The following is a 15,051-nucleotide window of genomic DNA, read 5'->3' as shown; positions in this document are numbered from 1 at the left end:
TCACATAAAAGTCATACTGGTCGGATAAGCTCTTACTTTTAAATTTAGCGGTACAGAGCAATGACGTTTACACGAAGAAATTTTTTAAAAGCCTCGGCGGCAGGATTTGGTGTCGCCGTTTTGTCATTAGGATTAACAGCTTGTCGGTTTGATGATGAAGATGACGACATTCTTGACGTAAGCTTTGCTCATGGTGTTGCCAGTGGTGATCCATTAGCTGACAGCCTAATTCTGTGGACTCGTTTAACCCCTCTAGATCCAACAACCACCAGCATTAAAGTACAATGGCAAGCAGCAACCGACCCTAACTTTGCTAATATCAGCCACAATGGTGAAACACATATAAGTGCAGCTACAGACTTCACCTTAAAAGTCGACTTACAAGGCTTAAACGCCAACACCACTTACTATTATCGCTTTAAATCGAATGGCAAAACCTCACCTATTGGTGCAGGTAAAACACTACCAACAGGCAGTATTGATAAAGTGAAATTTGCTGTTATATCGTGTGCCAACTACCCCGCAGGCTTTTTCCATGTGTATGGTGAAATAGCCAAGCAAACAGACATAGACGCTGTATTGCATTTAGGTGATTACATCTATGAATACGGCAATGATGGCTACGCTACTGAAGATGCTGGTATTTTAGGCCGTTTACTGCCAGAAGATAACAGTGACGAAATAATTAGCTTAGCTGATTACCGTAACCGCTATGCCCACTATCGTACTGATTCAAACTTACAAGCTGCGCATAGTAACTGTGCATTTATTACTGTGTGGGATGACCACGAAATTACCAATGACACATGGCGAAATGGCGCAGAAAACCATAATAAAGGCGAAGGTGAATTTAGCGAACGTAAGCTACATGCCCTACAGGCCTATTTTGAATGGATGCCAATTCGTAATGTAGCTGATAAAGAACGAATTTACCGTCGCTTTGAGTTTGGTAATTTAGTCTCTTTATACATGCTAGACACGCGTGTACTCGCCCGTGATGAACAGCTAAACTATGCTGATTTTGACCTAACCAGTGCACAAGGACAAAGTGATTTTGCAAACGCACTAAGCTCACCATCGCGCGCATTACTTGGCAATGAGCAGCTAACATGGCTCACTGATGGCATGACAACATCAAACTCAAAATGGCAGGTACTTGGCCAACAAGTACTGATGACCAAAATGCATTTGCCGTTTGAAGTACTGCAACTACTAGTGAGCTTACAAATAAGTCAAGCAAATGGCGGCGACACAAATGCATTATTAGCACAAGCATCGGCATTATTTGCTGAACTTGCACAAATCAAAGGCCGCGTGCTTGCAGGCGATCCAAGTGTTACTGATGCGGAACGCGCTCGAGTTGATACTACTGCACCATACAATTTAGATGCATGGGATGGTTACGCCTACGAACGTGAAGTGCTGCTTGGTACTGCCATTGCCGCACAAAAGAACTTAGTGGTTTTAGCGGGTGATACTCATAACGGTTGGGCTGGGCAATTAGTTACTGATGCTGCAAACCCAATTGCAGCGTCACAAAATGCCGGTGTAGAATTTGCTACCTCTTCGGTGTCTTCGCCTGGTCTTGAAGAATACCTAGCGCTGAATACACAAGGACCTGAAGTTACGGCACAAATGGAGCAAGTTATTGCACTATTAGTCAATGATCTTATCTATAACAACTTAGTCGATAGAGGTTACTTAACCGTGACCTTTACCCCTGAGCAAGCCACCGCTAAGTGGAATTACGTGAGCAGCATTAAAACCGCTTCATACGAAATGCAAACCGAGCGCAGTAAAGAACTACGTATGCTAGCAGGTCAGCCAGTAATACAAGGGTAAAGATTCTAGGTGCTAGGAAAAATGTTTAGATGAAAGATTAAAACAGCCCGGCGATCACTCGATCGCCGGAATTTTTGCGTTACGACTTTAATCATTGGTAATTCCTTTCATATTCTTAGTGTCGCTATTCCTCTCAAAGTGCATGAATAAAACATGAGCGATACTTGATAGCACGATCAATACAATGCCTGTGATACCCAATAAAGTTTGAGTTTGTTGAAGAAAAATGTAGCCCAAAATACTAGAAAATAGAATTTGCGCATATTCAAGCGGCATTAGCTTAGATAAGTCACTTTTATTAAAAGCGAAAAAACGTGCTGCAAGTTTAGTAATAAGGAGCCCACCATATAGCATAATTAGTAGAGCACTATTTGTATCTAAAGGTTTCCACACAAAAATAGCGACGGGTAATAAGATAATCGCCGAATAGAGGGGAGCAAAAACCATTTGAGGCACAACTTTCTCTGCATTGCCTATTTTCTTTAAATTAATATTATAAATGACTAAAATAGCTACCGCTGACAGTGCAAAGATCAATCCTAGATAGAGGTTTTGCTGCGTTACTTGGCTCGCCATTAGTTTTGGAGAAAGCAGCATCATCACTCCAGCTAAATTCAAAATAATAGCGATATAGACATAGGCTTTTGGTTTTTCTCTAAAGATAAACACCGACAAAATGGACGTTATAAGTGGCACAAAAAAGTTAATCGCGGTTACTTCCGCTAAACTTAAATATTGCAGAGCATAAAACAAACATATTGTTGAACTAACACCAAGCAGTCCTCTGAAAATATGTAGCTTCATTTTTTGGGGTTTGATATTTTCCCATTTGCCTTTCGAGAATAATATAATGGCCGCAAAAGCTGCAATTACATTAACCAAAAAGACAACTTGGAATGGGCTGATAGCTTTACCTAAAAAACCACCGATTAGTAACATCACACTTAAGATAAATGAATCTGACAACATCCAAATCACTGCGGTTGACTCTTTACTAGCCATTTAACTTCTCTCCATGTGTTTGTGTAGCACAAATATATGCTACAAAATTAGAGCCCTATTAGAAATCAACTACTTTGAACCCTAATAAAACTGCATCCTTTTCAGATAAAATCGCTTTAAATTACACCCATAAAAGGTACAAAACAAGGGGTTTAGAGATAATTTGAGCTAATAGCATAAGACACTTTGGGAGGGTTAAAACAACTGGAACCAATGATAGTTAATGTAATAGTCTTGGGTTATCGAATGTAAACTTAAGCTCCCTGTTTAGTGAATACATTGGCATAGCACTGTATTAATTTCGCGGATACTCGCACATTGCCATATACCAATTGCCAGTTACATGTTCGTGCTTACCATAATCTTTAGCGCCGTAACCGAGCACACATAAACCTATTTTCTCAGGGTTACCAAAAACAAAATAACCTTCTTGTTGCCTATCCTGGTATGAAAAGGTAAATGCTTTTCTAATCAACCAAACACCCTGAAAAGATTGAATCCAAAGAACATCTATATTTTTATTCAGTAAAAACTCAGTGAGCTCATCCAAACTTGGATCGGTCACCTTCACGAATTCTTTACTGCCTTTTTTCTTATTAACTTATGCGCGAAACGCTCACCACTTTTATCATCAACCCATTGTACAGCCTAAAGATCCCTTTGCTCTGCAAGTAAAATGGCGTGCTCCAAATCATTCTCGTGTTTTTTGAGAAAGTTTTTAGCTTTTGATTCAGGGCTATTAACCGTAAAAAATAAAAAGCTTGCTAGAAAAATAACTACAAGCACCGAGAATAAAACAATGAATCTTGGTATCAGAGTCTTCCTACGAAACAGCTTAATATAAGGTGTATTTTCCATATTTTCCTTAAAGCAAAATAGGATTACTCATATCTAACTATTTCCGCTCATCCAATAACGTCACTAACATTTGTTCAATATTTTTCACACTGTAAGTAAGTGCGCGTATTAGCTCAACTTGGCTTTGTGGCTCATCACTGTTCGCTTTTGTTGGTTGCTGTGCGGTTAGATTATCTTTTTGAGTTAAGATTGCCTCGCGAAACTCACTGGCATCAACTACCCCAAGTAACGATACTAATGCGCCATGACCAGACTGACCTGCGGTTTCAAAGCTTAGTCGATATAAACCAAATAAACGCATCAACGGGCCTTGGCTTAACCCGACGTCAGTTATTTTTTCAAGTGGGATGGACTTTTCTTCTTTGAAAAATACACCGCGCTTTACTACCAGTTTACGCTCAAGTAATTGAGCCGACATAGCGGCTAATATACTGCCACTTACAATCCAAACAATCAGTACTATTACCGGGATAAGCGGAATAGTCACAACTCCTAAGGTGCTTGCACATACTGCAAAAATTAACCAATAAGGCTTTATTTTAGGATCAAACGTAGCACTTTTTAACATAGCTTCTGACATCGTAGTTACCCATAATCGTATTATGATTATAAATTACGCTAACTTTGCCTAGGCTGCAATTTGATCATAAAAAAACCGAGCATCTAGGATACTCGGTTCTGATTGTTTATAAAGTGTATTAATGCTTAGTTCTTATTGATCAGTACCTGCACATTATTACGATTAGGGCCAATAACCGTAAAGGTATAGTTGCCTGCGTCAGCAATGGCTACATTAATATTTGCCCCTACAGCTTCAAGCAAACTTTGCTCGCCAACTATAACCTGTGGAGATTCACCTTTGCCGCCGTAGTCCACAGTGTTCCAATCTTCAGAGGCTATTTTGAACTCATAATCACCGGCATCTAAATCAAGTGATGTACTATAAATAGCATTCCCTTGATAGATTAGGGGGTTGTCGGTACCCCAGCCATTTAAGCTGCCACGTAAGTAAACTTGAGTGTCTGCAAACATTTGCGCATTAAATACACTCAGCGTGGGTGCATTCAAATCACTGGCATCAAAAATGAACTGATATTCGCCCTCGGTTGCAACATCCATCGTCATATTAGCGCCTTTAACAGCTAATAACTTATCTTCGGCAACGGTTACGATTGCATCCGCTTCACCGGAACCATAATCAACGGTATCCCAATCTTCAGAAGCAATTTTAAATTCATAACTACCTACACTGAGAATTTTAGTAAAGGTATAAACGCCTTTACCTTGATAGATTAACTCATCACTGGTGCCCCATTCATTTAAGCTGCCACGAACAAATACAGGCGTGCCAACGAATCGTTCTTCGTTATAAATTCTCAGCGTTGGATTGTCTTTATCGCTGGCATCAAACGAGAATACATAAGTTGCATCAATTGCGGCATTAAAGGTCATATTCGCGCCACTGCGCATTAAAGGCTCGGTTTGATTTTCCAACACTGCTTTATCAGCATCAGACAGCGCGCCAAAATCCACACTCGACCAATCTTCAGAGGCAATTTTAAATTCATAATCTCCCGCAGTTAAAGTAATAGCGATACGGTATTCACCATTGCCCATATACTCAAAGCTGTCAGCTGTGCCCCAATCATTTAAACTACCTCGCACATATACTGTGGTGCTGCCAAAAGGCACTACGTCTGGCGCGCCCACTGTTGCATTCGCACTTAAGCCTACACCTTGGTTCTCGCCTTGTGGTTTTACAAATACCGCGATTGTATAAGCTGGGACTGTAAATGTACCGTCGGTTTCACTGGCAGTAAAACTCACTCCAGACATACTGCTATCGGTGCTGTTTTTAAGTATTGGATGTAATTCAAACCCAGCAGCGGTTGGTACTGTATGTGAAAGCGCTTGCTCAGTTGCATTAATTACTACTACGAGCGCGTCAACTTGGTTATCTAAATCTGCAAAACCTTGACCGTCATCAATGCTCATTACAATCAAACCATGTTGCTGGTTTTTACCAACATTGTGAAAACCTACACGGTCAATAACATCTTGCTCTGTGGTTAATCTAAATAATGGGCTGCTACTACGAATAGCTAAAAACTCTTGGAACACATCCCCTGCGTAAGCTATATCTTGCGGCTGTGCAGCAGCTTGTGGATTACCTGAGACCTTAATGATTTCAGGCCATTTCTGTTGGTTTTTCTCAGCATTAGGTAAACCAATATTCCAATTATTATTTTCTTTCGTTAAATCTACCGCATTAAACCAATCCCCTGCATTGTAGCTGTCACGATCCATTGATTTTGAGCGTAGTAAATCAGCCCCAAGTTGCATAAACGGGATACCTTGGCTTACTAATGGTATTGCTAATGCCATATTATGCGCACGCACTCGTTGCTCAATACTCATACTTGTTGCATGTTTATATTGCAGTTGATCCCATAAGGTTTCGTTATCGTGCTTTGATACGTAGTTAATGCTGTCAGCAGGGTCTAAAGCATAAGCCGTCGGCTGAGTATTCCAGCTAAAGCTATTACCTTTTGCCGAATTACCTTTAAAGTCTTTCAGGATATAGTTTTGTAAATTACCCGCCAGTGATAAACGCAGAGTATCTTGGTCTGCTAAATTACCATCGGTCGGGTTATTGCTAAACATAGCCCCACCGCGCACAGCCTCACGGATGCGGTCATTGAATGTGCCAACTTCAGAGCCTGCCATATCAGCTTGCTTAGCTTGAGTGAACAATCGGTTATTAGCGACTTCACCAAAATCCCAGCCTTCGCCATAAAAGTAGTTGTCAGGGTCAACAGCTTGCACCGCTTCACGCGCTGCTAAAATTGATGATTTAGGCATGTGCCCCATAACATCAAAGCGAAAGCTGTCGTAACCAAAATCACGGGCAAGAATGACCAGTGAATCGCTAACAAACTTGTCCATCATCACATGTTCAGTCGCGGTGTTTTCACAACAGGTTGAACGCTCGATATCCCCCGTTATTTCACTGTATCTGTGGTAATAACCCGGCACGAGTTTATCAAACACTGATTTTTCCCAAATGCCTGATGACGTTGTATGGTTGTATACCACATCAAGAACCACGCGAAGGCCGATCTCTTGAAGTGACTGTACCATGGCGCGTGTCTCTTTAACCCGGGCAATCCCTTCACTGCTTGATGCATACGAACCTTCTGGGGCAATAAAGTGATGCGGGTCGTAACCCCAGTTAAAACCGTCTAAATCACGCATCGCGCTGGCAAGTGCTTGAGCATCATCAGAACCCGGAAAGTAGCTTTGCATTAAATCAGCAATGATGCTGTTTTTATTTTCGATTTTACAAGCATCGGCGGCATCGTCTATTCGCTCACATAACTTACCTAGGGTGTCAGTGATTTCAACGCGCTTATCCGCATCTTCTTCAATGGTGCCAATGTCTGTTACAGGGAGTAAGTGAAAATGCGTTAAACCTTTGTCAGCTAGTTGCTTAAGGTGCTGCATAGGGATGCTTTCAAGCTCAGTAAATGCTAAATATTTACCTTGGTTTGCTGCGCTTACTGACGTATCGCGAATACTAAAATCACGTACATGACCTTCATAGATAATGGCATCTTCCGGGTTGGTAATTGTTGGTACACTGCGCTCATCCCAGCCTTGTGGTTTGGTATCGTCATCATTTAAGTTGATCAACTGCGAATACAGGCCATTGCTTGATACATTCAGTGAGTAAGGATCGGTACTCCATAAACTTTCAATCGCTTGAGTAGTAGGGTGGTAAACATCAAACGCATAGCGGTAATAATGACGGTCGTATTTGCTGTCTAAACTCACTGACCAAATACCTGTATTGCTGTCTAACGTCATGGCAGTGCTATGTACTTGTGCTTTATCGGCGTCAAATACATTAAGCATCATATTGCTAGCGGTTGGTGCCCATACTGAAACATCAATTGCATTGTTATTATAATGCACGCCTAGCATGGCTTCATTTGCGTCGTTTTCACCTTGGGTGTAAAGTGCATCAAGGGCTTTGGCGGTTTGCACAAAACTTGCTTCAAGTAGCTTGCCTTCTGCATCGTAGCCCGCTACAACGAGCTGTTGTTTTATAAGTTGTTTTGCAGTAGCGGCATCCCAATTACCTTGATAGGCAGTCCAATCTGTTAAGTGCGGTACTTTCGCTGCTTGTGCATCGGTTAAACTCGTTGCCATTAATTCAACTGTTTCACCATTTAAGCCAGTATCAACATCAACAACCAAATCGGCAGCAGCTGATGAATGCAGCTTAATAATCTGCGTAAGCTCATTACTTGGCTTATACAGCACAGTATTTAAATCAATCCAGTGTGCTGATGCACCGTCAATTGCAACGGGGCGTTCGCCAAGCGCTTCTACTGGGTATTCAAATACTGTTGGCTCACCGTCAAAGGTAAAGTTCATACGTACAAAACGCTCGTCGTCCTGCATCAGTGGCATGGTTAAATCCACATCACCATGGGCTTTACCTGAACCTTCTGTGCCAATATGAATAATAAAATTAGCGCACTCGGTATAACCGTCTTTTAGCGCGACAATCCAATAAGCTCCATAGTTTGGATCGACACCATTATATTCATGGCCATTAGCCCAATCGGTGGCATCAAACGGCGGCGCGTAAGCATCACAGCCGTCGGTATTCCAAGAGTGTAAACGATAGCCTTCGTACCCTTCATTCTTATCACGTTTATAAAATAAAATAGCCTCACCTTCGCCTGCAAATACCACAGGGTCTGGTAAGTCGGGGTTATAGCCACTGGTACAGCTTTCATTATTTGCATCTGGAAACAGCGGTGCGTCACAAGAGATAGGCTCAGGATCAACACACTTAGTGCCTGCTGCATTAGGGACTTGCGGTACATCACAAGTCAATAAGGCTTGGCCTGCTTTTACATCGCTACTGCCTGAGCCTCCACAGCCAAACAGTAGTGTTAAGCTCACTGCTAATAGCAAATGAGTCAATTTAGTTATTTTATTCATTATTTATGCTCCAATTTGCTATTAGTGGCTATAGGTAAAACCTAAATAAACCTGACGACCAAAGTACTGGGTAGTACCGGTGATGTTTTCATTGCCAAAGTAACTTTGGGTTGGTTCATCAGTAAGATTATTAACCTGTAGCAACATGCCAAATGAGTCTGTAAATTGATAAGAGGTTTGAAAATCGACCACGGTCTCGGCATCAAAATTAACCACTTGCTCATTGATCGCCACTTGCTCTGAAACAAAGTCTGAGCGGTAACGCACATTAAGGCGGGTTTCAAAATTATCTAAGCTGTAAAATAAAGTGCCGTTTAACACGTTTTTAGACAAACCAGGTAAACCTTGTGTAACCGTTTCACCACCTAAGCTGGTGATAGATTCAACTTCGCTCTCGGTGTATGAATAGCTACCGTTAAACCCAAGGCCATCAAACGGCGCGGGTAAAAACGAAAATACTTGCGTGTAGGCAAGTTCAATACCGCGAATATAACCGCCATTGGCGTTATTTACCGCCGTTGTGTAAGTGCCGTTAGTTGTGGCAACTTGCTCACCACTGACTGGATTTTCTATATAGTCAGGGACGTTAAAGCCATTACCTTTAAAGTCAAACCCTTCAATGGCGATGGTATCGATAAACGAATCGATGTTTTTATAGAAACCTGCGATCACTAGCGCACCATCTGACTCATCAAAATAATGCTCGTAAGAGATATCGTATTGGTCGGCATAAAATGGTTTTAAGAATGGATTATTGGTACTTGAGCCGTTAATTTTGCCACTGGTTTTATCAGCTTGCGCACTGGCGTCCCCCGCTAGGCGATTAATCGGTGGGCGCGACATTACTTTAGCCGCCGCAAAGCGTAATTGCGTGTTATCCGTTAGCTGAAAGTTTAAATTAAGGGATGGCAGATAATCGGTATAAGTTGTGCCAAGTACATTAGGTAAATAATTTTTATTTATGATGCCGATACTGTCGGTAATGTTTTGTGCACCGAGTGATAAATCACCATTAACATTTTCTAAAATAGTGGCCGATTGGTCGGTATCAACACGGCGAATACCAATATTACCCAGTACCGGCATAGTACCAATTTCAGTATTAAGATTAAGCATGGCGTAGGCTGAAAGCACTTCTTCATACACTGAGCCACTTTGTAGCATGGTCCACGAATAGTTAGTGGTGTAACCTTGCGAGTCAACTACCCCATCTGCATTACCCCAAGTTTTAACTGGCTCTGGTGCGCCTTCAGGAAACCAAGCATTAAGCGCTTTGTCTAAATCAATCGCCAAATATGATGGGAAATAACTAAAGTCACCTTCCCAGTCAACAACATTTACCATGTCATTGGTTAAACGCAGTGGCGGCTCACTCACTGAAAAATCACCATCATTACCGTATTCAAACACTGAGCGGTTATTGCTGTATTCGCGATCTGAATAACGCGCGCCAAATTCAACAGAGCTAAACCAGCTGTTATTCAGCTCGTATTTAAAATCAAGGCGATAAGCGCTTACTTCATCTTCATTTTGATAAGGGTAAATACCGTATTTACTAACCATTACTCGGTCGATATCGCTAAATGCAGCCGCTTGATTAAAGCCTACATCAGGTAAATTTAAACCATTAAGTTGGTAGTTTATTGATACGTTTTTATCTAACACAGGTTCTTCGGCTGAGGCGTCTTCGGCAACCAACGCCCACAATAAGCCATTGCGAAAGTTACTTTTAGCCCGTGACAGCGACACATCAACATTAACGTTTAAACGTTCTGTCACTTGCCAATCGGCGTTAACACCGTAGCTATCTACTTCATCAAAGTCTTGATTATCATCATTCACAATTTCAACGCGAGTGTAGCCTTTTGAAGTACGATTAACAGAGGCACCAACTACTGAATTTCCCTCTAGCTGAGCGTTTGTATAAGTGGCCGTTGGGCCACCTAATTTCACTCGTAACCCACGGGCAAATGACTCAGTATCAAAGCGTGATAAAAACACGTCCCCTTTTAATTTAAAATTATCCACCGGTGCCCATTCAATCGCCGCCATATAACCGTTACGGGTTTCTTCTCCACCTAAATGCTGAAGCTCAAAACCTTCGCTGATATACTCATTTTCAGGTTTAAGTTCGGGGCCATTAGTATCATTTGCAACACCATCAACGTCTTTATTATCGTTATAGGCAAGGCCAATAAACTGTGTTGCTACGCTGGGTTGAAATAACCGTGCATAACCAAGTGCGACACCTAAAGTATCGTCAAGATATTTACCTTGATAGGAAAAACTAATGCGGTCGCCAAACTCAGTGGCATCGTTCACCTCTGACGCTCGGTCGTTGTACATACCTCTGGCGTTAACCACAAACTTATGTTGCTGATCATTATCAAGCGGGCTAGCTGTTTGCAGTTCTACCGTACCTGCAACACCACCTTCGATAAGCGATGCTTTTGGTGATTTATACACGGCTGCTGAGCTGATCAATTCAGACGGATATTGGTCAAACTCAATACTACGGCTGCCACTAGTTGATACCTGTTCACGGCCATTTAAAGTTGAAAATACAAATCCACCGGACATACCGCGAATGTTGATTTCTGCCGCCTGCCCGCCGGTTCGTACCGCTGAGATCCCCGGTAACCGAGTGAGCGCATCAGCCATAGATACATCAGGCAAAGCACCTAAGTCATCCGCCGATAACTGCTCAGATACCGTATCAGTAAAGCGTTTTTGATTAAGTGATTGGATTAAACTACGACTAAAGCCACGCACTTCAATGACTTCAAGATCTTCTTCTAGTTGTGGTTTTTTTACGGTACTTTGCGCGTCACTTTCAACCGCAGCTAATACACTGCTGGCTGCAAACATTGCGAGCATTAACGCACTTAGTTTGAATTTCCCCATGAGCTTTCTACCCTATTGATTTTATAATTGTGTGCTGTTTGTTTTGAAATTATGGATAAAATAAAACCAATAAAGTGTAACTAAAAAGTAAAATAAGTGTGATGAATACGTATGCAGCAGTAAGGGCAATAGCTAGCAAGGTGAGGAACTTAGTTTAGAAGTGCTGCGATCATGTAGATAACGTAAAATAAATCGACTGACTAACGGAATAAATCAGTCATAAGCCACTATTACACAGGTGAATTAGAAATTGCTAAAAACAGCTTTAAAGGGAAGTAGTAAGGATTAGTTAAGTTTAATAAACTACACCATTAGCACCACCCTTATTGCTAGACCAATAAAAATCACCGCTAATATTTTATCAAACCATGGGGATGATTTAGTAAAAGCAAAGCGCTTCTTTGAAAGCTCTGTCAATGCTGCAACAATCAGATACCAGCCAGTATCAATAGTAAAAACCGTTAAGCACATAATCAAACCGACCTTAAAACTGAGATTGGCAGGATCTATAAACTGTGAAAACAGGGCTAAAAAGAATACCGCTAATTTAGGATTTAGAAACGCAATAGCAAAGCCGTCTTGCAAGGCTTGTTTTGCACTGCCACTTTGCTGAGCCACTTTTAACTCACTATTACTTGGTTTGGCTAATAAGATTTTAACCCCTAAATATGCCAAGTACGCTGCACCTAAGTAAACTAACACTTGATACACAGTAGGAAATTGCAACATTAGTGCACCGAGGCCAAGTAACGATGCTGCAGCATAAAAACCGACGCCAACACCATGACTCAGCGCTGCCAACATGCCGTTCTTCATACTGCCATGAATGCTGTGTTTTAACACCACAGCCAAACTTGGCCCAGGAGACATTGCACCCATCATACAAATGGCGACTAAGCTTAACCACAGTGATAACGTCATTTATATTCCTTATAGTTCTTCATTTTCAATAAGTAAGATGTATGCATAAACTTGGCCGTATAATCCTGTAGAGGCGCTAACATTTATTACTTTCCAGCCATCTTGGTTTAATTGATAAATTCGCTCATTAAGTGCGTCAATATCAATACCGCCTCTAAAAAAGCCACGCTGCTTTTTAAACTCAATTATTTTCTGCATGGCTGTATCGCTTATAATTGATACTCAAAATCATAAATGTGTATACCTGCTTCGATGCGAATTGCCATTTTTCCGCTAAGGCCTGCAAGTTCATTACTGCCAGAATCTGGCACCACGTTTAAAATTAATGAATCTTGGCCTTTATCCATAGTGCCAAAATGTTGCAGCACAAAGCTGCCTTGAAGACCTGCAAGTGTGCCAACTACTTGTTCAATTGCCACATAACCGGCACTGCCTTGAGTTGCGGTCATGGCACTGAGCATTTCGCCAGTGCTGGTTGCATCAAGCTCACCTGTAAACGTTTTATCAATCGACATACGACCCAGGTTTACGCCATCAATGCCCTTTGCATAACCTTCAATAGGATTGAGTTTAACGTTAAATTCGCCCGTTACTTTTTCAGTTGTCATGGTTAGTCCCTTAGTTAGTTATTGAAATTATGATTTAAGTAACCATATCTATACCCTATTCATCTAAAAGAATCCACTATGAGCAATAGTAAAACCGAGCAAAAAGACAAAGCTGCTTTTAGTAGTTTAATTCCTATTTTTCAGTTTATTAAGCCGTATAAATGGGTGGTTTTTGCAGCTCTTGCAGCATTACTTGTTACTGCCGGGGTTAATTTATCATTGGGCCAAGGAGTTAAATTTGTTATTGATCACGGCTTTATTGCGGGCTCTCAAGAACAATTAAAACAAGCCATAATCGTGCTAATTGGCTTGATCAGCTTATTAGCCATAGGAACATTCAGCCGTTTTTATTTAATGTCATGGATTGGTGAGCGCGTCAGTAATGATATTCGTAAAGCGGTATTTGATCGCATAGTCACCCTGCACCCGAGTTACTTTGAAGAAAACCGCAGTGGCGAATTAATGTCGCGCTTAACAACCGACACCACTTTGTTGCAATCAATCATTGGCTCGTCATTTTCAATGGCACTGCGCAGCGCTCTGATGCTAGTCGGTGGTTTAGCCATGTTGTTATTTACTAACTTAAAACTCACTTTAGTTGTAGTTGCCTGTGTGCCGCTGGTGTTAGTACCCATGATGATTTTTGGTAAAAAAGTACGCAAACTTGCCAGCTCCAGCCAAGATGCGATTGCCGATATCAGCACTTATGCGGGAGAAATAATTCAAAATATTAAAGTAGTGCAAAGCTATAGCCACGAACAACGCGAACAACACGCTTTTGCACTAGAGACCGAAAAAGCCTTTAACGTTGCGAAAAGCCGCATTAAACAGCGCTCATTTTTAATTGCTGCAGTAATATTTTTGACCTTTAGCGCAATTAGCGTGATGCTGTGGATAGGTGGTAGTGATGTACTGGCAGGCACAATGACTGGCGGTGACTTAGGTGCATTTGTGTTTTACGCCATTATGGTAGCGATGTCGGTAGCAACCGTTGCTGAGGTATATGGCGAGCTACAACGTGCAGCGGGCGCTGCGGCGCGGTTACTTGAACTGCTCGCGGTTAAAAGTGAGATCACAAACCCTGCAGCACCACAAGATCAGTTATTACATAACAACTCTAACGCTCCAGCCATTAGTCTTGATAAAGTAACTTTTAATTATCCATCGCGTCCTGATGTGAGCGCCTTAAAAACTATTTCATTAACGATTGAACAAGGCCAAACAGTAGCAATCGTTGGTCCGTCAGGTGCTGGTAAAACCACGTTATTTGAATTACTACAACGCTTTTATGACCCTGCCGGTGGCGACATTAAGTTTCATGATATTAATATCAAAGATCTATCCCTTAATACACTCAGAAACAGCATGGGCATGGTGGCACAAAACCCGATTTTATTTAGCTCTGATGTGATGCATAACATTCGTTATGGCAACCCAGATGCAAGCGACGAACAAGTATATGCTGCCGCTAAGCATGCTCACGCGGATGAATTTATTGCACAATTACCTAACGGCTACGAGAGCTTTTTAGGCGAGCAAGGGGTGCGCTTATCAGGCGGCCAAAAACAACGAATTGTATTAGCAAGAGCAATATTAAAAGACCCAGAAATACTGTTACTCGATGAAGCAACCAGCGCTTTAGATGCGCAAAGTGAGCATCATGTACAAGCTGCGCTTGAACATTTAATGCAAAACCGTACTACGCTTATCATTGCCCACCGCCTCGCCACAGTAAAACATGCTGATATGATAGTGGTAATGGAGCACGGAGAGATAATCGCAACAGGTACTCATCAACAATTGCTAGCGAGTAATCCACTTTATCAAAAATTATATGAGCTTCAGTTTTATAGGGATTGACGCTGTAAGCGGTAAGCGGTAAGCGGTAAGCGGTAAGCGG

The 15,051-nt window shown here is 41.6% G+C and carries 10 protein-coding genes; 2 read left to right on the top strand and 8 right to left on the bottom strand.

The features are described 5' to 3' along the window. The first annotated feature begins 60 nt into the window (after nt 1-60). On the top strand, nt 61-1,842 hold the full coding sequence (locus tag H5162_RS18810) for an alkaline phosphatase (RefSeq protein WP_182779298.1): 1,782 nt from the start codon (nt 61-63) through the stop codon (nt 1,840-1,842). Between the two features lie 87 nt (nt 1,843-1,929). Here H5162_RS18810 and H5162_RS18805 read toward each other — a convergent pair whose 3' ends face one another. The 8 genes from H5162_RS18805 to H5162_RS18770 form a co-directional block, all read right to left on the bottom strand. Further along, nucleotides 1,930-2,844, bottom strand: coding sequence for a DMT family transporter (locus tag H5162_RS18805; protein ID WP_182735712.1), 915 nt, complete (start codon nt 2,842-2,844; stop codon nt 1,930-1,932). Between the two features lie 295 nt (nt 2,845-3,139). Further along, a complete protein-coding gene (locus H5162_RS18800) occupies nt 3,140-3,409 on the bottom strand; it encodes a hypothetical protein (protein WP_182760413.1) in 270 nt (89 codons plus the stop codon). 330 nt (nt 3,410-3,739) lie between these two features. Next, the gene (locus H5162_RS18795) at nt 3,740-4,282 is read right to left on the bottom strand and encodes a PH domain-containing protein (protein WP_064668490.1); all 543 of its coding nucleotides are present in this window, start codon (nt 4,280-4,282) and stop codon (nt 3,740-3,742) included. 125 nt (nt 4,283-4,407) lie between these two features. Then, entirely contained in the window at nt 4,408-8,718 is a 4,311-nt protein-coding gene (locus H5162_RS18790; RefSeq protein ID WP_182779297.1) for an alpha-1,6-glucosidase domain-containing protein, read from the bottom strand. Nucleotides 8,719-8,739: 21 nt separating this feature from the next. After that, nucleotides 8,740-11,622, bottom strand: a complete 2,883-nt coding sequence (locus tag H5162_RS18785) for a TonB-dependent receptor (RefSeq protein ID WP_182779296.1) — start codon at nt 11,620-11,622, stop codon at nt 8,740-8,742. A gap of 303 nt (nt 11,623-11,925) precedes the next feature. After that, nucleotides 11,926-12,543, bottom strand: coding sequence for a LysE family translocator (locus H5162_RS18780; RefSeq protein ID WP_145241971.1), 618 nt, complete (start codon nt 12,541-12,543; stop codon nt 11,926-11,928). A 9-nt stretch (nt 12,544-12,552) separates the two neighbouring features. Then, nucleotides 12,553-12,741 carry a hypothetical protein gene (locus H5162_RS18775; protein WP_145241973.1) on the bottom strand — a complete coding sequence of 63 codons (189 nt, stop codon included), beginning with the start codon at nt 12,739-12,741 and terminating at the stop codon, nt 12,553-12,555. Nucleotides 12,742-12,752: 11 nt separating this feature from the next. Beyond that, the gene (locus H5162_RS18770; RefSeq protein WP_145241975.1) at nt 12,753-13,151 is read right to left on the bottom strand and encodes a DUF3224 domain-containing protein; all 399 of its coding nucleotides are present in this window, start codon (nt 13,149-13,151) and stop codon (nt 12,753-12,755) included. Between the two features lie 78 nt (nt 13,152-13,229). On the opposite strand from H5162_RS18770, the gene H5162_RS18765 reads away from it, so the two are divergent. Then, the gene (locus tag H5162_RS18765) at nt 13,230-15,011 is read left to right on the top strand and encodes an ABC transporter transmembrane domain-containing protein (RefSeq protein WP_182779295.1); all 1,782 of its coding nucleotides are present in this window, start codon (nt 13,230-13,232) and stop codon (nt 15,009-15,011) included. Nucleotides 15,012-15,051 lie beyond the last annotated feature (40 nt).

The sequence above is a fragment of the Pseudoalteromonas sp. SR41-8 genome (genome assembly GCF_014163915.1).
GTDB classification, from domain to species: domain Bacteria; phylum Pseudomonadota; class Gammaproteobacteria; order Enterobacterales; family Alteromonadaceae; genus Pseudoalteromonas; species Pseudoalteromonas rhizosphaerae.
The sequence above is the reverse complement of the archived record's forward strand: the minus strand, read 5'-3'. Positions and strand labels throughout refer to the sequence as shown.

What these genes read in the sequence shown, in the direction of transcription:
- H5162_RS18775 (WP_145241973.1), bottom strand. Translation starts at nt 12,741, where the DNA reads ATGCAGAAAATAATTGAGTTTAAAAAGCAGCGTGGCTTTTTTAGAGGC.
- H5162_RS18795 (WP_064668490.1), bottom strand. Translation starts at nt 4,282, where the DNA reads ATGTCAGAAGCTATGTTAAAAAGTGCTACGTTTGATCCTAAAATAAAG.
- H5162_RS18770 (WP_145241975.1), bottom strand. Translation starts at nt 13,151, where the DNA reads ATGACAACTGAAAAAGTAACGGGCGAATTTAACGTTAAACTCAATCCT.
- H5162_RS18805 (WP_182735712.1), bottom strand. Translation starts at nt 2,844, where the DNA reads ATGGCTAGTAAAGAGTCAACCGCAGTGATTTGGATGTTGTCAGATTCA.
- H5162_RS18780 (WP_145241971.1), bottom strand. Translation starts at nt 12,543, where the DNA reads ATGACGTTATCACTGTGGTTAAGCTTAGTCGCCATTTGTATGATGGGT.
- H5162_RS18810 (WP_182779298.1), top strand. Translation starts at nt 61, where the DNA reads ATGACGTTTACACGAAGAAATTTTTTAAAAGCCTCGGCGGCAGGATTT.
- H5162_RS18765 (WP_182779295.1), top strand. Translation starts at nt 13,230, where the DNA reads ATGAGCAATAGTAAAACCGAGCAAAAAGACAAAGCTGCTTTTAGTAGT.
- H5162_RS18785 (WP_182779296.1), bottom strand. Translation starts at nt 11,622, where the DNA reads ATGGGGAAATTCAAACTAAGTGCGTTAATGCTCGCAATGTTTGCAGCC.
- H5162_RS18790 (WP_182779297.1), bottom strand. Translation starts at nt 8,718, where the DNA reads ATGAATAAAATAACTAAATTGACTCATTTGCTATTAGCAGTGAGCTTA.